Source organism: Micromonospora sp. NPDC049175, assembly GCF_043197345.1.
In the GTDB taxonomy this organism is placed as follows: Bacteria; Actinomycetota; Actinomycetes; order Mycobacteriales; family Micromonosporaceae; genus Micromonospora.
Genome location: NZ_JBICSY010000015.1, coordinates 66492 through 83132 on the forward strand (window position 1 = coordinate 66492; position 16641 = coordinate 83132).

At 71.9% G+C, this 16641-nt stretch carries 19 protein-coding genes; 7 read left to right on the forward strand and 12 right to left on the reverse strand.

Going from position 1 to position 16641, the window contains the following annotated elements; genetic code table 11:
* Positions 1–41: 41 nt before the first annotated feature.
* Positions 42–245 (forward strand): hypothetical protein, encoded by a 204-nt coding sequence (locus ACGFH8_RS34135; RefSeq protein ID WP_393375586.1) that lies wholly within the window; start codon positions 42–44, stop codon positions 243–245.
* Positions 246–368: 123 nt separating this feature from the next.
* Here ACGFH8_RS34135 and ACGFH8_RS34140 read toward each other — a convergent pair whose 3' ends face one another.
* Complete coding sequence (locus ACGFH8_RS34140; protein WP_393301428.1) at positions 369–743, reverse strand: VOC family protein; 375 nt, start codon at positions 741–743, stop codon at positions 369–371.
* A 662-nt stretch (positions 744–1405) separates the two neighbouring features.
* Here ACGFH8_RS34140 and ACGFH8_RS34145 point away from each other — a divergent pair.
* Positions 1406–1627, forward strand: a complete 222-nt coding sequence (locus ACGFH8_RS34145) for a GntR family transcriptional regulator (protein ID WP_393375588.1) — start codon at positions 1406–1408, stop codon at positions 1625–1627.
* A 28-nt stretch (positions 1628–1655) separates the two neighbouring features.
* Here ACGFH8_RS34145 and ACGFH8_RS34150 read toward each other — a convergent pair whose 3' ends face one another.
* The 5 genes from ACGFH8_RS34150 to nadD all read right to left on the reverse strand — a co-directional run bounded on the left by ACGFH8_RS34150 (position 1656) and on the right by nadD (position 5106).
* The gene (locus tag ACGFH8_RS34150) at positions 1656–2429 is read right to left on the reverse strand and encodes an SDR family NAD(P)-dependent oxidoreductase (protein WP_393375590.1); all 774 of its coding nucleotides are present in this window, start codon (positions 2427–2429) and stop codon (positions 1656–1658) included.
* A gap of 3 nt (positions 2430–2432) precedes the next feature.
* On the reverse strand, positions 2433–3287 hold the full coding sequence (locus tag ACGFH8_RS34155; protein ID WP_393375592.1) for a DegV family protein: 855 nt from the start codon (positions 3285–3287) through the stop codon (positions 2433–2435).
* Between the two features lie 48 nt (positions 3288–3335).
* Positions 3336–3995: a histidine phosphatase family protein gene (locus tag ACGFH8_RS34160; protein ID WP_393375595.1), complete on the reverse strand. Its 660-nt coding sequence runs from the start codon at positions 3993–3995 to the stop codon at positions 3336–3338.
* Complete coding sequence (rsfS, locus tag ACGFH8_RS34165; RefSeq protein ID WP_393375596.1) at positions 3992–4399, reverse strand: ribosome silencing factor; 408 nt, start codon at positions 4397–4399, stop codon at positions 3992–3994. The genes ACGFH8_RS34160 and rsfS overlap by 4 nt, the downstream gene beginning before the upstream one ends.
* 110 nt (positions 4400–4509) lie before the next feature.
* Positions 4510–5106: a nicotinate-nucleotide adenylyltransferase gene (gene nadD / locus ACGFH8_RS34170; protein ID WP_357378495.1), complete on the reverse strand. Its 597-nt coding sequence runs from the start codon at positions 5104–5106 to the stop codon at positions 4510–4512.
* A gap of 177 nt (positions 5107–5283) precedes the next feature.
* Here nadD and ACGFH8_RS34175 point away from each other — a divergent pair, with 177 nt between their 5' ends.
* Entirely contained in the window at positions 5284–6033 is a 750-nt protein-coding gene (locus tag ACGFH8_RS34175; protein WP_393375598.1) for a PadR family transcriptional regulator, read from the forward strand.
* A gap of 151 nt (positions 6034–6184) precedes the next feature.
* Complete coding sequence (locus ACGFH8_RS34180; protein WP_393375600.1) at positions 6185–7399, forward strand: FAD-dependent oxidoreductase; 1215 nt, start codon at positions 6185–6187, stop codon at positions 7397–7399.
* Positions 7400–7619: 220 nt separating this feature from the next.
* On the opposite strand, the gene pepN is transcribed toward ACGFH8_RS34180, so the two are convergent.
* Entirely contained in the window at positions 7620–10136 is a 2517-nt protein-coding gene (gene pepN, locus ACGFH8_RS34185) for an aminopeptidase N (protein WP_393375602.1), read from the reverse strand.
* A gap of 69 nt (positions 10137–10205) precedes the next feature.
* Here pepN and ACGFH8_RS34190 point away from each other — a divergent pair, with 69 nt between their 5' ends.
* A complete protein-coding gene (locus ACGFH8_RS34190; RefSeq protein ID WP_151488717.1) occupies positions 10206–10424 on the forward strand; it encodes a DUF397 domain-containing protein in 219 nt (72 codons plus the stop codon).
* Positions 10425–10481: 57 nt separating this feature from the next.
* Here ACGFH8_RS34190 and ACGFH8_RS34195 read toward each other — a convergent pair whose 3' ends face one another.
* Positions 10482–10883 (reverse strand): hypothetical protein, encoded by a 402-nt coding sequence (locus tag ACGFH8_RS34195; RefSeq protein WP_393375604.1) that lies wholly within the window; start codon positions 10881–10883, stop codon positions 10482–10484.
* 160 nt (positions 10884–11043) lie between these two features.
* Here ACGFH8_RS34195 and ACGFH8_RS34200 point away from each other — a divergent pair, with 160 nt between their 5' ends.
* A complete protein-coding gene (locus tag ACGFH8_RS34200) occupies positions 11044–12288 on the forward strand; it encodes a cytochrome P450 (RefSeq protein WP_393375606.1) in 1245 nt (414 codons plus the stop codon).
* A gap of 54 nt (positions 12289–12342) precedes the next feature.
* Here the strand turns inward: ACGFH8_RS34200 and ACGFH8_RS34205 are convergent, their stop codons facing one another.
* A complete protein-coding gene (locus ACGFH8_RS34205; protein WP_393375608.1) occupies positions 12343–13512 on the reverse strand; it encodes a zinc-dependent alcohol dehydrogenase in 1170 nt (389 codons plus the stop codon).
* The gene (locus ACGFH8_RS34210) at positions 13509–14147 is read right to left on the reverse strand and encodes a cyclase (RefSeq protein ID WP_393375611.1); all 639 of its coding nucleotides are present in this window, start codon (positions 14145–14147) and stop codon (positions 13509–13511) included. Before ACGFH8_RS34210 ends, ACGFH8_RS34205 begins: the two co-directional genes overlap by 4 nt.
* 159 nt (positions 14148–14306) lie before the next feature.
* Between ACGFH8_RS34210 and ACGFH8_RS34215 the strand changes: the two genes are divergently transcribed.
* Complete coding sequence (locus ACGFH8_RS34215; protein WP_393375612.1) at positions 14307–15389, forward strand: glycosyltransferase; 1083 nt, start codon at positions 14307–14309, stop codon at positions 15387–15389.
* Positions 15390–15515: 126 nt separating this feature from the next.
* Here the strand turns inward: ACGFH8_RS34215 and ACGFH8_RS34220 are convergent, their stop codons facing one another.
* Together ACGFH8_RS34220 and ACGFH8_RS34225 are read right to left on the reverse strand one after the other, a co-directional pair.
* On the reverse strand, positions 15516–16166 hold the full coding sequence (locus ACGFH8_RS34220; protein ID WP_393375615.1) for a DUF3618 domain-containing protein: 651 nt from the start codon (positions 16164–16166) through the stop codon (positions 15516–15518).
* Positions 16163–16630 (reverse strand): phage holin family protein, encoded by a 468-nt coding sequence (locus ACGFH8_RS34225; protein WP_393375617.1) that lies wholly within the window; start codon positions 16628–16630, stop codon positions 16163–16165. Before ACGFH8_RS34225 ends, ACGFH8_RS34220 begins: the two co-directional genes overlap by 4 nt.
* Positions 16631–16641: the final 11 nt, after the last annotated feature.

Sequence of the window (16641 nt, forward strand, 5' to 3'; positions counted from 1 at the left end):
CCCCAGCCGTGTTCCGGGCCGTCCTTACCTAGACTGGCCGCATGCGGCAGGCGCTGAAAGACCTGACCTTCTCCGAGCATTCCGAGTGGTTCGGCATGGGCCCGCTGGCGCTCGCCGTCCTGGCCGGCATCCGCGCGTTCGTGGCCGACGAGCACTTCGCCCGCTGGGCCTGGACCGCCATCGCCGTACTCATGCTGATCGCCTGCGCCGTCCACGTCATCTGGACCAGGAAGAGGCGGTCCTGAGCCCGGTCTGGAGGGCAGCCACAGGCATAGACCGTAGGGCGGGTGGTGCCGGCCCGGTGGACTGCCCACCAAAGCCGGCACCGCTCCTCGACGAGCGGGGTGCGCCGCCGCCGACGTCGGTCGCTACAGGTACGGCCGGGTGATGATCTCGATGGCGTGCCCTGCCGGGTCGAAGAAGTAGAAGCCCCGTCCACCGTGCTCGGTGTTGGTCTCACCCTCGCGCTTCAGTTGCGGGTCCGCCCAGTAGGTGATGCCGCGCCCCTCGACAAACGCCAGGCACCGTACGAACAGTTCGTCGTCGACCAGAAACGCGTAGTGCTGCATCTGGATGTCCACCGGCGGCTCGGCGAACTGAAGCAGCTGCCCCTCGTCCAGTTGCACGTTGGCGAAGGGCCCCCACGAGGGCGCCTCCGGCAACTCGAACAGCTCCCGGTAGAACGCGGCCGACGCGCTCTTGTCCTTGCTGGCGATGATTGTGTGGTTGAACGTGACTGTCATCCGTACCGTCCTCTTGCCGGTCGATCCGTTGACCCGACCGGAGGCCCAGAGCCCTCCGCAGCCACAGCGATGACAAAGCCCCGAGGGCACCGACGCCCCGGATCCCGCACGAGAGACGCGCACATCGCGTCGATCTCGGCGTGGTGGCTGAAGTAGCCAGAACCTCCGGGGGGTAGGCCCATCTGGGGCGCGCACGGAGGCTAACACAGCGCCCCTGACCGGATATTCACCGCTTCTGGAACATCACCGAGGCGACTTCCGCCATAAGCTCGACCGCCCAATCAAGCTGTCGACAGTCGTCGCGTCCTCGGCACTCAAGGCACCCGCCCACCCGCCAGGGACGGTCGTTTGCACGGGTCCAGTGAACATTCAGTACGCGACGAGCCATGAACAGTTGGGTCGCTGCGGATACCGGTTCGTCGATTGGCATGGTCGACGCCTCTCGCGAGATCCGAAGTAGCCCGCCCGGAGGGAACCTCGGGGCGGGCAGACCAGACACCTCGGGAGTGCTGAAGTCCAGGAGCATCCGATCGCTGTCTCACTGTATCCACTGTCTCAGTGTAGTCAAGTTCTCACTATCTCCACTTTGCCGTGTTGTCGCCTTGTCTCGATCGCAACCGGGCTGGAAACATGATCTCTGCTGAAGTCCAGGAGAATCGATCATGCCAACGAGACCGCCGCACTACCGCCGCGTGGCGGACGACATCGAGCAGAAGATCCGCTCGGGCGAATACCCACCGGGCCAACAACTGCCATCGGTGTCCGAGATCGGTGAGCTCTACAACGTGGCACGCTCCACGGCCTACCGGGCCGTCAAGGAGCTGCACGAGCGGGACCTGGTCTACGGTCAGCAGGGGCAAGGCGTCTTCGTCGCCGACAGGTAGATATCCGGTTGGCACGAACGATCCGCCGTCAACGGGCCTCCGGGTCGAGGCCGAGCACGGCTCGTCCCCCGTCCACCGGCAGGACCACCCCGTTGACGAAGCTCGCCGCCGGTGACAGCAGGTACGCGACGGCCTCGGCCACCTCGTCGACCCGCCCGATCCGGCCCACCGGGTGCAGCCGATTCAGCTCGGCGTCGATCCACTCGGCCTGGGTGGGCTCCTGCGCGGCCAGGAATTCGGTGTGCCGTTCGGTGGCGATCGAGCCCAGCGCGACCGCGTTGGCCCGAATGCCGTACTTGCCGTACTCGACGGCCAGCGCCCGGGTCAGCCCCTCCACCGCGGCCTTCGCCGTCGCGTACGGCAGGGCGCCTGACACGGGCCGGCGGGCCTGGTGCGACGAGACGTTGACGATCGCGCCGCCGGCGGCGCGGGCCAGGAACCGGCGGACGGCCACCGCCGCGCCGACCACGGCCGGGCGGAGGTTCAGCCCGATCAGGTCCAGGACCGTGTCGGCCGATGCCGAGTGCAGCGCGGCGTCGCGGAACACCGCCGCGTTGTTCACCCAGCCGGTCAGGGGCGCCGCGCGTTCGGCCAGCTCGGCGGCATGCTCGGCCACCCGTTCGTCGGCGGCGTCGCCGAACACCGCGACGAGTCGGTCGGCGGCCGGGTGCCCGGTCAACCAGTCGGCCGCGTCGGCGTCGCGCTCCAACACGACGACCGTGGCACCGGTCGCCACCAGGCGTTCCACCACGGCCCGGCCGACGCCGCGACCACCGCCGGTCACCACACACGACGTGGGCACCGCTCAGCGCTCCAGTCGGCGGTGGACGACCACGCAGGCCAGCCCCGGGCCGGCGTGCGCGGCGACGACCGCGCCCGCCTCGGAGACGTACGTGTCGTGCAGCCGGTCACCGAGGCGTTCGGTGAGCGCGGTCCGCAGCGCCTCGGCCCGTTGCGGCGCGGCCAGGTGATGCACCCCGAGATCCACATCGTCGTCCCCGGCCGCCTCGACGGCCAGGTCCACGAGCCGGGCCACCCCCCGGCTGGCAGTGCGGACCTTCTCGCGCAGCACGATCGCCCCGTCCGGCATGTGCATGATCGGCTTGACGGACAGGGCCGTGCCGAACAGCGCCTCCGCCGCGTTGATCCGGCCGCCTCGGCGGAGGAACTCCAGCGTGTCGACGTAGAAGAAGACCGTGGTGCGGGCGACCGCGGCGAGCGCCGCGTCGCGTACCCCGGCGAGGTCGACGCCGACCTCGGCGGCGGTGGCGGCCGCGATGGCCGGAAAGCCCAGCCCCATGCCGGCGGACTGGCTGTCCACGACCTCGACCCGGCCGTCCAGGTCGGCCGCGGCCAGGCGGGCGGCCTCAACCGTGCCGGACAGCGCGGCGGAGAGGTGCACCGAGACGATGCCGTCCGCGCCGGCGTCGAGCAGTTGACGGTACGTCCGGGCGAACTGGTCGGGCGCCGGGCGGGAGGTGGTGGCCGTGACCCGCCGGGCGCTCAACGCCACGGTGGCATCGGCCGGCTGGGTTTCCACCCCCTCCAGCCCCTCCGCGCCGTTGAGCACAACCGTCAACGGGACCACCGTCAGCCGGTGCGCCCGCAACAGCTCAGGCGGAAGATAGGCGGTGGAGTCGATGACGACCGCGACGGGCATGCCCGGCACGCTAGCCGATCGAGACCCCCAGCGCCGAAGCGCGAGCGCTCAGATCGCGTCGACGGCGACCGGAGCGGTGACCAGGCCGACGTTGTGCGCCCGCAACTGCCAGCCACGGACGTCCTGGGGACGCCCGATCGCCGGCGCGCGGTCGTCGTGCCGTAGCTCGCTCCAGTGGCAGTTGGCCAGGGAACCGATGGTGCGCAGCACGCCGGTCTCCCAGCCGAGCAGGTGACCGATGCCCTGCCGGGAGCCGCCCCCGTGGGTGGCGATCACCACAGTGCCGCCCGGTGCCGCGTCGGCGGCTTCCCGCAGCGCGGTGCCGACCCGCTCGCCGAGAGCGTGCAGGGGCTCCAGATCCGCACCCGGATCGGGGTCGCCGGCCCGCCAGCGGGCGTACTCCTCGGGGAAACGCTCGGCGACCTCGGTCAGGTGCAGACCCTGCCACTGACCGAAGTGCCGCTCGCGCAGCCTCGCGTCGGTGCGCACCGGAAGCCCCGTCAACGCGGCGAGCGCGGCGGCGGTCTCCACGGCGCGGCTCAGGTCGCTGGCCACGATGGCGTCGGGCCGCAGCGCCGCGAGCAGCGGCGCGGCGGCGCGGGCCTGGTCGCGACCCAGCTCGTTGAGGGGTACGTCGGTCTGCCCCTGGACGCGGTTGGCGGCGTTCCAGTCGGTGTTGCCGTGCCGCCAGACGATCAGTCGGGTCATTCGGCGGCGGCGGACCCGCTGGCGTCGGCCTCGACCAGGTCGCGATCGACGAACGGGATGGTGGGGCAGTCCTTCCAGAGGCGGTCGAGCCCGTAGAACTCGCGCTCCTCGGTGTGCTGGACGTGCACCACGATGTCGACGTAGTCGAGCAGCACCCAACGGCCACCACGCTCGCCCTCGCGCCGCACCGGCTTGGCCTTGTCCGGCAGCTCCAGCAGGCTCTCCTCGATGGCGTCCACGATGGCCAGCACCTGACGCTCGTTGGGGGCAGCGGCGAGCACGAACGCGTCGGTGATGGCGAGCTGGTCGCCGACGTCGATGATCGCGATGTCCTGCGCCTTCTTGTCGGCGGCGGCCTGGGCTGCCGCCATTGCCAGCTCGTGGGCGCGTTCGGAAACTGTCACCGTTCTCCTTCGATCAAGCATGCGATGCTCCAAGCGTCTCATACCCGGCGACGCCCCGACCGCGCAGTTTCGGTCGGTTAGACGCACAAACCGGCCGAAACTCGGCGTGGTCAGCGCTGATAGAGGCTTCGCTTGGCGATGTACTGCACCACACCGTCGGGCACGAGATACCAGACCGGCTCACCTCGGGCCACCCGCGCGCGGCAGTCCGTGGACGAGATGGACATCGCGGGCACCTGGATCAGGCTGACGGTGTCCGCCGGAAGGTGCTTGTCGGTAAGCGGGAAGCCGGGCCGCGTCACCCCGATGAAGTGGGCCAGCTCGAAGATCTCGTCCAGATCCTTCCAGGACAGGATCCGTTGCAGGGCGTCCGCGCCGGTGATGAAGAACAGCTGCACCTTGGGGCCGTACTCGGCCTGGAGGTCGCGCAGGGTGTCGACCGTGTAGGTCGGACCCCTGCGGTCGATGTCGACCCGACTGACCTGGAAGCGAGGGTTGGAGGCGGTGGCGATGACCGTCATCAGGTATCGATCCTCGGCCGGGCTGACCGGTTCGTCAGCCTTCTGCCACGGCTGCCCGGTCGGGACGAAGACCACCTCGTCCAGGCCGAACCGGTCCGCCACCTCACTGGCCGCGACGAGGTGGCCGTGGTGGATCGGGTCGAAGGTGCCACCCATGATGCCGATCCGCCGGATATCTTCCTCCACCCGATGATCGTAGGCCGACCGCCGCGACCGACCACCCCGGCCCGGGCGAGCGCCCCACCCCGGCCGGCGTCGATCACCGCGCGCGGCGATCACGGCACGTGCGGGATCGCGGTGGGCCTACTCGTGTGCATATACTTGCGGACGAGTAATTGGAAGCGAGCGAGTCCGGAGGGCATCGTGCCGAAGCGGCGTAAGGTCAGCAACCTGCTCGCGTTGGCCGTGTTGTCCGCCCTGGTCCAGCGGCCGATGCACCCGTACGAGATCGCCACCGCGCTGCGCGCCTGGGGCAAGGACCAGGACATGGAGTTCAAGTGGGGCTCCTTCTACACGGTGATCCGCAACCTGGACAAGCACCACCTGATCGACGCGGTGGAGAGTGTTCGCGAGGGCCGACGCCCGGAACGCACCGTCTACCGGATCACCGACGCGGGGCGGGCCGAGCTTGTCGACTGGGCCCGCGAGCTGGTCTCCACCCCGATGCCGGAGCATCCCCGCTTCCGGGCGGGGTTGTCCGTTCTCGCCGCCCTGCATCCCGACGAGGCCATCGACCTGCTCCGTCAGCGGCTCGACCTCCTCGACGACGCGCTCCGGCGGGACCGCGAGACGCTCGACGCCCACCTGCGGGAGGTTCCGCGGCTGTTCCTGGTGGAGTCGGAGTACGACCTGGCCCTGCGGGACGCGGAGGCCGCCTGGCTGCGAGGGCTGCTCGCGGAGCTGACCTCGGGCAGCTATCCGGGGCTGGACACCTGGCGGGCCTACCACGAGACCGGCGAGATGCCCGCGGAGCTGACCGAGTTGTCCGAGAGAACCACCGCGCCGAGAGCCAACGCCGAGAGGGCCGACACCTCCAGCACCCCGAAGGCCAACGCCGAGAACGCCGGCGTCGAACCCACCACGCCGAAAGCCAGCAGCCGGGAAGCCGACTGAAGACGGCTCCGGCGGGGTGCGCCAACACCCCGCCGGAGCCCTTACCCCGAACCGATGCCTGGAAGGCACCCGGCCCGAAGCGGCAACCAGAGGATAGCCGGGCTCCCTCCCAGGTCGGTCGCACGCGACCACACACCCCAGGGAGAAGAGCATGACCACGGTACGAACCGCGATCGTCATCGGCGGCGGCATCGCCGGGCCGGTGACGGCCCTCGCGCTGCACCGAGCCGGCATCACCGCCACCGTCTACGAGGCGTACCCCGCCACGGCCAACGGGGCCGGCGGCATCGGTGGCACCCTCGCCCTCGCGCCCAACGGTGTGGCGGCCCTGCGCCTGGTCGGCGCGGACGAGGCGGTGACGGCGACCGCCACCCCGATCACGCGCAGCGTCATGGCGGTCGGTCGACGCCGCATCGACCTGCCCACGCTGGCCGGGGTGCCGCCGCTGCGGGTGGTGCACCGGGCCGAGTTGCACCGGGCGCTGCACGATCGGGCGGTCGCCGAGGGCGTCGGCTTCGCGTACGGCAAACGGCTCGTCGACGCCGAGCAGACCGACAGCGGCGTGACGGCCCGGTTCGAGGACGGCAGCACCGCCACCGCCGACGTGCTGATCGGTGCCGACGGCATCCGGTCGACAGTTCGTGGGCTCATCGACCCGGCCGCGCCCGGCCCCCGGTTCACCGGGCTGCTCAGCTTCGAGGCGGTCGCCCGGCACGAGGTGGACGTCGAGCCGGGCACGATGACGTTCGCGTTCGGGCAACGGGGCTACTACCTGTACTGGCCGGAGCCCGGCGGCGGCACCCGGTGGGGCGCCAACCTGCCGCAGCAGCGGCCGATGAGCCTCGTCGAGGCCCGTGCGGTGCCGGCGCGACAGTGGTGGGAGACGCTGCGTACCAGCTACGGTGACGACGACCCGGGCCGGGAACTCGTGGCGACGAGCGACGCCGACGGGCTCCAGGTGGCCGGCTCGTTGCAGATCATGCCGCCCGTGCCGCACTGGCACCGGGGCCGGATGGTGCTGGTCGGCGACGCGGTGCACGCGCCGTCGAACAGCTCCGGACAGGGTGCCTCGCTGGCCATCGAGAGCGCGGTACAGCTCGCCCGCTGCCTGCGTGACCTGCCGGACGTGGCGGCGGCGTTCGACGCGTACGTGCGGCTGCGCCGGGCCAGGGTGGAGAAGGTCGCCGCCCGCGCGGCCCGGATCAACCACGCCAAGGCGCCGGGGCCGGTCGCCCGGACGCTGATGCCGCTGCTGATGCCGCTGATGGTGCGCACCGTGATGGACCCGGAGAAGACGATCGCCCACGAGCAGCGGTACGTCATCGACTGGGAGGCGCCGGTCACGGCGGAGCTCGCGGCGCGCTGAGCTACGGGTGCGCGGTCGTCCTTGCTGATCGCGGTCGTCCTTGCTGATCGCGGTGGTCCTTGCTGATCGCGGTGGCCCTCGCTGATCAACTCGGGGTCCGGGAAATCGGGGTGTCGAACCGTCCCGGACCCCGCGCTATTCGTGACGTCGAGTGGATCACGCGCAGCGAGGCGCGGCGGCGGCCCCCCATCAGCGGCGCCGCCGCCGGGCCTCACCAGCCTTACGCCGCCGCGGCGGCCACCGCCGTGCGGGCGACAAGCGCGCGGCGCAGGTCGTCGTCGGCGTCGGTGACCACCCGACGCAGGCCGGGGGTCAGGTCGTCGCGGGCCAGCAGCGCCGCGGCCGCCTCCCGGGTCGGCTGCGCCACGGCGTAGTGGGGAAACGCCAGCTTCGCGACCCGGTCGGCCGTCCACGGGGTACGCCGACGCGCGGCCGCCGGCATGTCGGTGAAGTACCGCTCGACGTACGCGGCGGTCAGCTCGGTCTGCTCGGGTTGCCAGAACCCCTCGGCGGTCGCCTCCAGCAGCCGGTTGGACAGCGCGGTGTCGCGCACGATGAGGTCCCAGGCCGCCTTCTTCGCGGCCGGGTCGGGCAGGGCGGCCCGGCAGCCGGCGGCCCGTTGCGCGCCGGTGGAGCTGTTGTCGGCGGCGGCCTCGACGGCGATCTCCTCCTCGCCGGCCGCACCCAGCACCACCAACCGGTGCAGCACCGCCCAGCGCAACTCCGCGTCAACCCGCAGCCCGGCCGGCACGTCCCGGCCGGCGAGCCAGCCGACGAGCAGGTCCGTGTCGGTGGTCGCGGCGATCCATCCCCGGGCGGCAGCCAACTGCAACGACTGCCCCGCCGGCGCGCCGTCGAGCAGCCGCTGGCACGCCCCGGCGACCCGGGCCAGCGCCGCGGACCGGGCCAGCGGATCGAGGTAGCGGTCCACCAACGACCGGCTGAGCGTGAGCACGTCCTCCGCGATGATCACTTCGGTTTCGGCGGGCAGCGCGGCGGCCATCAGGTCGACCAGGCCGGCGACGGGCCGCTCGCCGTCGGTGGCCGCGTCCAGTGCCTCACCCCAGAGGAGCGCGCGGGTGAGCGGGTCGGCCAGGCGGGGCAGCATCAGCGCGACCGCCTCCGCCGACGCCGGGTCCAGGCGCACCTTGGTGTAGGTGAGGTCACCGTCGTTGAGCAGCAACAGCCGGGCCGCCTGCGTGCCGGCCAACGCGCCCAACACCGTCCGACCGCCGTCGACCGCGGGGTCGATGTCGAGGTCGTCGCGCCGCACCGTGCCGTCCGCGGCGTAGCGGCCCACGCCGATGCGGTGCGGGCGCAGCACCGGGTGGGACTCCGGCGCGGTCTGCACCACTGCCACGTCGGTGTAGCGGCCGTCGGCGTCGACGGTGACCTCGGCGCGCAGGGTGTTGACCTGCGGCCGGCGCAACCACACCTCGGCCCAACCGGACAGGTCCCGGCCGCTGGCGGTGGAGAGGCTGACCAGCAGGTCGGCGAGCGTGGCGTTGCCGAAGCGGTGCTCGGCGAAGTGCGCGTTCAGGCCGGCGAGGAACGCCTCGTCGCCGAGCCACGCGACCAGTTGCCGCAGCACGCTGGCGCCCTTGGCGTACGAGATGCCGTCGAAGTTGAGCAGGCCCTCGTCGGCGTCGGCCACCTCCGGCGGGGCGACCGGGTGGGTGGAGGGCCGCTGGTCGGCCGCGTATCCCCAGGCCTTGCGGCGCATGGCGAAGGTCGTCCAGGCCTGGTCGAAGCGGGTCGCCTCGGCGGTGACCCGGGTGCCCAGGTATTCGGCGAAGGACTCGTTCAACCACAGGTCGTCCCACCAGCGCATGGTGACCAGGTCGCCGAACCACATGTGCGCCATCTCGTGGGCGATCGTGGTGGCCCGGAGCTCGCGCTGGGTGTCGGTGACCGCCGAGCGGAACACGTAGTCGTCGCGGAAGGTGACGATGCCGGGGTTTTCCATGGCGCCGGCGTTGAACTCCGGCACGAACGCCTGGTCGTACTTGCCGAACGGGTAGCGCTCGGTGAAGAGCTGGTGGAACCGGTCCAGGCACTGCCGGGTGACGGTGAAGATCTCGTCGGCGTCGGCGTCCAGGTGCTCGGCGAGCGACCGGCGACAGTAGATGCCCAGCGGCACGCCGTCGTGCTCGGCGCGCCGCACGTGGTACGGACCGGCGATCAGCGAGAAGAAGTAGGTGGCCAGCGGCGCGCTGGGGGCGAACTCCCAGCGGCCCGGGGCCGGTGTGGCAGCCACCTCGGCGTTGCCGGAGACCGTCCACTCCGGCGGGGCGGTCACCGACAGGACAACGGGAGCCTTGAGGTCGGGCTGGTCGAACGCGGCGAAGATGCGCTGCACGTTGTCGAGGAAGCTCACCGCGTAGAGGTAGGTCTCGCCGTCGGCCGGATCGACGAAGCGGTGCATCCCCTCGCCCGCGTTGGAGTACGCCATCTCCGCCTCGACGACAAGCGTGTTGTCCGCGGCGAGGTCGGTGAGCGGCAGCCGGTTGTCGGTCAGCAGGCCGGCGTCGAGGTCGCGGTCGTTGAGGCGTACCGCAAGCAGTGTGGCGGGCTTGAGCTCGACGAAGGTCGCGGTGCCGGGAGTCGCCCGGAACCGGATCTCGACATGGGAGCGGAACACCTCCGCGCCTCCGGTCAGGTCGAGGTCCACCTGATAGGACTCGACAGTAATCGCCGCGCCACGCGCGGTCGCCTCTACACGGGTCAGGCTCGGCATCCGCTTATCCTGCCCGATGGGGATCGACACCCGGTCACCACACGACCCTCGGCACTGGAGGAAAGAACAATGGCGCAGCACCCCAAGGGCGACTTCGACCTCTCTCGGGCGGTCTGGCAGCGGGCCGAAGGGGACACCTCCGACAGCGCCGTCGAGGTCGCCTTCGTCGACGACCTGATCGGGATGCGCAACTCGTCCGAGCCCGAGGGGCCGGTGCTGGTCTTCACGCAGGCCGAGTGGGACGCGTTCGTGGCCGGCGCACAGGACGGCGAGTTCGACCTGGACTGATCGCGCCCGCCACCGTGCGGTGGCCGCCGACCCGGGACCGACGCCCCGGGTCGGCGGTCAGCCACGGGCGGGGCCATCGCCGTCGCCCCAACCGAGACCGCCGGGCCCCGGGGCGTGGTGGAAGCCCGGATGGTCGGCCACGTCGACGCAGCGCTCGCCGTCCGGGCCGACCGCACCGCAGAACAGCCGCTCGGCCCGCTGCCAGGCGTCGGCCGGCGACAGGGCCGCCGCGCCGAGCGCCACCTCCGGGCGGAGCAGGGTCAACGCCTCCGCGTACGCCACGGCCAGCTCGCGGGCCTCGACCACGGTGGGCGCGGTGAAGCCCAGGTGCACGGTGAAGAACCGGTGCGGCCGGACGGGCCGCCGAGGAGGCCCGATCAGTGGCCGCCCGTCACGGCCTGCGCCCAGTGCCCCGACCGTGCGCCGCTGCCGCCAGTGCGGCGATGTGTTGTCGCGCATCCGCCCCTCCCCGTGGTTGCCCCACCAGCAGCAAACCAGGTTCCGCCGCTCCTGGGAGGGGCCAGCCGGCGTGCCGTCGGTGCGGGGATTCAGCGGCGGCGAGGGGGGTACCCGCACCCGGCCGGTGGTGACCGGCCGCACCCGCGCGTGAGGAGGCCCGATGGCGACAATGCCTGTCGACCGCAGCCCGGACAGCACCCTCGCCCTGCTCCGCGCCGGCTACCGGTTCATCGGAGCGCGCTGCGAGCGGTACGGCAGCGACGTCTTCCAGACCCGGATCCTGCTCGCCCCGACCATCTGCCTGCGCGGCCGGCCGGCGGCGATGCTGTTCTACGACAACGAACGCTTCCAACGCGCGACAGCGATGCCGCTGCGCGTGCAGCGGACCCTCACCGGGCGGCGGGGCGTGCAGGGGCTGGACGGGCCGGAGCACGCCGACCGCAAGGCCATGTTCATGTCGATCATGACGCCGGCCGCCATCCAGCGCCTCGGTCAGCTCTTCGACGACGAGTGGCGGGCCCGGATCCCCGCGTGGGAGGCCGCCGGGCCGCTGCCGCTCTACGACGAGTTGGGCCGCCTGCTGACAAGCGTCGTCTGCGCCTGGGCCGGGGTGCCGCTGCCCGCGTCGCAGGTCGAGCGACGCGCCGTCGACCTGCACGCGATGATCGAGGGGCCGGCGGTGGTCGGCCCCCGGCACTGGCGAGGACGGCTCGCCCGGCACCGCGCCGAACGCTGGCTCGCCGGCCTGATCGAACGGACCCGGGTCGGGCTCTTCCCGGCGCCACCGGGGAGCGCCCTGGCCGTGATCGCCGAGCACCGGGACCGGCGGGGCCAACTCCTCCCCCGGCGGATCGCGGCGGTGGAGCTGCTCAACGTGCTGCGGCCGGTGGTCGCCGTGGACCAGTACATGGCGTTCGCCGCGCTCGCCCTGCACGACCATCCGGGCTGGCGGGACCGGGTCCGCGACGACGACCAGGCCACCGAGAACTTCGTCCAGGAGGTACGCCGCTACTACCCGTTCTTCCCGATGGCGGCGGCCCGGGTCCGGCACTCCTTCGACTGGCAGGGCCACCACTTTCCCCGGGGCCGGCGGGTGCTGCTCGACCTGTACGGCACCAACCACCACCCGGCCCTCTGGCCGGAACCGGAGCTGTTCCGGCCGGAGCGGTTCGCCGACCGACGCGTGGACCCGTTCGAGCTGATCCCGCAGGGCGGCGGTGACCACTTCGCCGGACACCGGTGCGCGGGCGAGTGGATCACCATCGACCTGATGAAACGGGCGGTCACCAACCTGACCAGCGCCATGCGCTACGACGTGCCCGTCCAGGATCTTGCCCTGGACCTGCACCGGATGCCGGCGCTGCCGCCCCTCGGTCTGACCCTCAGCGACGTTCGGCGCGCCTGACCTCCGCCTCGCCGATCGTTCGACGGTGACCGGCGAGGCGGCGCGCGCAGCGGGTCAGGGGTGCAGGACGCTGCGGAGGCAGCCGTCCTGCTTCTTCTCGAACAGTTCGTAGCCGTGTGCGCCCTGCTCCAGGGAGATCGGGTGGGTGGCCAGGTAACCGGGGTCGATCTCGCCGGCGGCGAGCCGGTCGAGCAGCATCGGGATGTAGCGCTGCGCGTGCATCTGCCCCATCCGCAGCACCAGGGCCTTGTTCATGGCCGCGCCGAGCGGGAACTTGTCGACGAGACCCGCGTACACGCCGACGATGCTCACCGTGCCACCCTTACGGCACGCCATGATCGCCTGGCGGACCGAGGTCGGCCTGTCGGTCTGCGACCGCGTCGCCTGCTTCGCCCGGTCGTACGCGTAGGTCGGCCCGACGTCGTGCGACTCCATGCCGACGGCCTCGATGCAGGCGTCCGGCCCGCGTCCGGCGGTCAGCTCCCGCAGCGCCTCCAGCACGTCGGTCTCGGCGTAGTTGATCGTCTCGACGCCGACCCGCTCGGCGGCGGCGGCGAGCCGGTCCGGGAACCGGTCGATCATGATGACCCGCTCGGCGCCGAGGAGTTGCGCCGACCGGGCCGCCATCTGACCGACGCCCCCGGCACCCCAGACGGCGACCACCTCGCCACCGGTGAGCCCGCAGAAGTCCGCCGCCATCCACCCGGTGGGCATCGCGTCGGAGGCGAACACCACCGAGTCGTCCGGCACCCCGTCGGGCACCCCGAACGCGCCGATGTCGCCGAACGGCACCCGGATGTACTCGGCGTGCGATCCGGAGTAGCCGCCGGCGGCGTGCGAGTAGCCCAGGATGCCGGCCGGCGAGTGCCCCCACAGCTTCTCGGTGAACACCGGCTGGGGGTTGGAGTTGTCGCAGAGCGAGTACTGCTCGGTCCGGCAGTACCAGCAGCCGCCACAGGCGACCACCGAGCCGACCACCACCCGGTCACCGACCTTGTGCTGTCGTACGCCGGGCCCGGTCTCCACGACCTCGCCCATGAACTCGTGGCCGAGGATGTCGCCCTCCCGCATCGCCGGCAGGTACCCGTTGATCAGATGCAGGTCGGAGCCACAGACGCTGCTCGCCCGGACCCGGACGATGATGTCGCCCTCGGCGCGGATCCGGGGCTCCGGCACGTCCCGGACCGCCAGCTTGCCGACGCCTTCCCAGCAGAGTGCCCTCACGCCCGCCCTCCCGTCATCAGCTTCTCCCGGACCTTGTCGGTCGCCTTCTCCTGCCTCGGGCTCCGGCCGGACGGGTCCTCCCGGGTGTCCATCACCTGGCCGCACTCGACAAGCGACTTCACCCGCCGCAGGGTGTCCCGCAGCCCCTGATCGGGGTCGTCGCCGCCGATCAGGCCGAACATCCGGCGTACCGGGCCCGAGCGGTACCGCAGCTCGGCCCGGATCTCGGTGCCCCGGTCCTGGGGGGCGTCGGCCAGCTCGATGCGCCCCTCCTGCGGCACCGGCCCGTCCTCGACCCGCCACCGCAGCGCGCCCGGCCCGTCGACGGTGATCTCCGCGCGCCACTCCGTGTCGCCGCCGGCCCCGTCGCGGGCCACGCACCGCCAGCGCCGGTCGTCGAGCTGCTCCAGGGTGGCCCACCCGGCCAGCGCGCGGTCCAGCCGTTCCCGGTCGGTCCAGAAGCCGATCACCCCGTCGCGGGACCGGTCCACCGTCACCCCGCGACGCACCACGTACCAGCCGTCCTGCCGCTCCGGCTGATGCCGACGCCGTCGGCGGGCCACCGCCCGTCCCACACCGACAGCGGTGACCGCGGCGACGCCGAGCACCGCCCATCTCGTTCCGTTGTGTGTCATCTCGTCTCCTCCATCCGGACGTCCGGGGATGGACAGCTCTTTCCGGCAGCGCTACCCGACGTCCGGCGGTCGAAACGACATCTCCGTTTGATCGGCGGGAATGCGGGCAGGTGCTGCTCGACCACCGGTTCACCACTGTCCTGGCGAGGAGGCACGTCGATGTCCTTGTTCAGCCCACCTGGTGACGCCCGGCGCGCCGCGGGCCGGTGGGGCGTCGACAGCGACCGCGCTGGCGCGTCGCCGGTCCACCTGCCGATGACGTACGTGCTGCCGCTGCGCTGGCACGCCGACACCGGCCTGGCCGAGCTGACCGGCTACCTGCGGTGGCTGGCCGACCGGGTCGAGGTGATCGTGGTCGACGGATCCGCACCGGACCTGTTCGCGCGGCACGCCGACGCCTGGCGAGGGCTGGTCCGACACCTCCCACCCGACGCCACCGCCCGCGGGCTCAACGGCAAGGTGATCGGCGTACGCACCGGAGTGCGCGCGGCGGGCCACGAGCACGTGGTGATCGCGGACGACGACGTCCGGTACGACGAGGCCGGGCTGACCGCCGTGCACCGGCTGCTGGGCCGGGTCGACCTGGTACGACCACAGAACTACTTCGACCCGCTGCCCTGGCACGCCTGGTGGGACACCGGCCGGACGCTGCTCAACCGGGCGCTCGGGGACGACTACCCGGGCACCCTCGCGGTGCGGCGCAGCACCTTCCTCGGCATGGGCGGGTACGACCCGGATGTGCTCTTCGAGAACCTGGAGCTGATCCGTACCGTCCGCGGGTACGGCGGTGTCGAGGCCAGGCCGGCCTGGCTGTACGTCCGCCGCCTGCCGCCGGATGCCGCGCACTTCCGCGGCCAACGGGTCCGTCAGGCGTACGACGATCTGGCCCAGCCGGCTCGCCTGCTGACCGCGCTCGCGGTCCTGCCGGGGCTGGCGGCGGCGGTCGCGTCACGTCGGCCCCGGCTGCTGCTCGGCGCGGCGGCCGGGGTGGTCGTCCTGGCCGAGGCGGGTCGTCGTCGCGCCGGTGGTGACCGGGTGTTTCCGCCGACCACGGCCCTGGCGGCCCCACTCTGGCTGGTGGAGCGCGGTGTGTGCGGCTGGCTGGCGGTAGCCCAGCGGTTCCTGCGCGGCGGCGTCCGCTACGGCGACACCCACATCCGCCGAGCCGCCAACCCCGCCCCGCACCACCCCCTGACCCGCGCGATCTTGCAATTTATGTCGCGACAAGACGGCCCACAATAGGACAAAACCCCGACACAAACTGCAAGATCGACGGGGTTGGGGCGGGGTTGGGGCGGGGTTGGGGGCGACAGCTCGCGGGCACCGGGGTGGTGGCCGCGAGCTGTCGTCGGGGTGCGGCGGGTGGAGTTAGGGGCTTACCTGGTGGCGGGCCTGCTGGGCCTGGTCCTTGACGTCGTGCGCGGCCGACCTGCTGTCGTCCTTGACCGCGTGCACGGCGTCCTGGGCGGTGGACTTCACCGACTGGGCGGCCTGCTGGGCGGGCTCGCGCAACTCCTCCTTGAGCTCGCTTGCCACCTCCCCCAGCTTGTCCTTCACCGCACCGCTGTGCTCGCCGACCCGCTCCTTGAGCTGGGTCGCGGCCTGCTGCTCGCGGCGGGACGCCGGGATCAGCGACGAGGCCAGCCAGCCGACCCCGAACGCGATCAGACCGGCGGCGAGAGGGTTGCCCTGGGACTTCTGCCGGATCACCCGTGGCGCGCTGTGCGCGGCGTCGCTGACGGTGGTCGCCGCCGAGTGCGCGGCGTCGCTGACGCTGGAGGCCGCCGACGAGGCGCGGTCGCCCACCGAGTGGGCCGCCTGGCCGGTGCCGTGGCCGAGGTCAGACGCGGTTCCCATGACCTTGTCCCTCACATTCTGCAGAGCGGAACGGGCCCGCTGCTTGCGGTCGTCGACGATGCGGCTCGGGCTGACCTTGTACGCCAACGCGTCCACATCGGAGCTGAGGCTGTTACGGGTGGCTTCGATCTCCCGGCGGATCTGATCGGGATCGGTGCTCATCGGGTGACTCCCTCCGGGTGCGGCTTGAGCGCGTCGGGGATCCGCTGCACGCTGTCGTTGGTCTGCTTGAGCCCGCGTACGTGCTGGGCGTTCTTCTTCGCCATGGAGTAGAGGACGGCGCCGATCGCGGCCCAGACGACGGCCACGATCAGTGCGGCCAGGCCGGAGTCCATGACGTTGTCCAGGAACTGCCACACGGCGATGGACACGAAGAGCGCCACCATGTAGCCGCCGAAGCCGGCACCGCCGAAGAGCCCGGCGGCCTTGCCCGCCTTCCGGCCCTCCTGACGGATCTCGGCCTTTGCCAGCTCGACCTCCTGGCGCATCAGCGTCGACAGGTCGGTGGTGACCTGACGCATCAGGTCACCCAGCGAGCTGCCCTTCACCTCCGCGGCGGTGTGCGGGGCACCCGCGTCGGGGTGGTATCCGGAGCCCAGGCCGGACCCCTGCGTCGGCGTGGTCATGCCGTCGCCTC

Excerpts from the sequence above, each read along its gene's own strand:
- ACGFH8_RS34135 (WP_393375586.1), top strand. The coding sequence starts at position 42 with ATGCGGCAGGCGCTGAAAGACCTGACCTTCTCCGAGCATTCCGAGTGG.
- ACGFH8_RS34140 (WP_393301428.1), bottom strand. The coding sequence starts at position 743 with ATGACAGTCACGTTCAACCACACAATCATCGCCAGCAAGGACAAGAGC.
- ACGFH8_RS34145 (WP_393375588.1), top strand. The coding sequence starts at position 1,406 with ATGCCAACGAGACCGCCGCACTACCGCCGCGTGGCGGACGACATCGAG.
- ACGFH8_RS34155 (WP_393375592.1), bottom strand. The coding sequence starts at position 3,287 with ATGCCCGTCGCGGTCGTCATCGACTCCACCGCCTATCTTCCGCCTGAG.
- ACGFH8_RS34160 (WP_393375595.1), bottom strand. The coding sequence starts at position 3,995 with ATGACCCGACTGATCGTCTGGCGGCACGGCAACACCGACTGGAACGCC.
- ACGFH8_RS34180 (WP_393375600.1), top strand. The coding sequence starts at position 6,185 with ATGACCACGGTACGAACCGCGATCGTCATCGGCGGCGGCATCGCCGGG.
- pepN (WP_393375602.1), bottom strand. The coding sequence starts at position 10,136 with ATGCCGAGCCTGACCCGTGTAGAGGCGACCGCGCGTGGCGCGGCGATT.
- ACGFH8_RS34190 (WP_151488717.1), top strand. The coding sequence starts at position 10,206 with ATGGCGCAGCACCCCAAGGGCGACTTCGACCTCTCTCGGGCGGTCTGG.
- ACGFH8_RS34195 (WP_393375604.1), bottom strand. The coding sequence starts at position 10,883 with ATGCGCGACAACACATCGCCGCACTGGCGGCAGCGGCGCACGGTCGGG.
- ACGFH8_RS34200 (WP_393375606.1), top strand. The coding sequence starts at position 11,044 with ATGGCGACAATGCCTGTCGACCGCAGCCCGGACAGCACCCTCGCCCTG.
- ACGFH8_RS34210 (WP_393375611.1), bottom strand. The coding sequence starts at position 14,147 with ATGACACACAACGGAACGAGATGGGCGGTGCTCGGCGTCGCCGCGGTC.
- ACGFH8_RS34215 (WP_393375612.1), top strand. The coding sequence starts at position 14,307 with ATGTCCTTGTTCAGCCCACCTGGTGACGCCCGGCGCGCCGCGGGCCGG.
- ACGFH8_RS34220 (WP_393375615.1), bottom strand. The coding sequence starts at position 16,166 with ATGAGCACCGATCCCGATCAGATCCGCCGGGAGATCGAAGCCACCCGT.
- ACGFH8_RS34225 (WP_393375617.1), bottom strand. The coding sequence starts at position 16,630 with ATGACCACGCCGACGCAGGGGTCCGGCCTGGGCTCCGGATACCACCCC.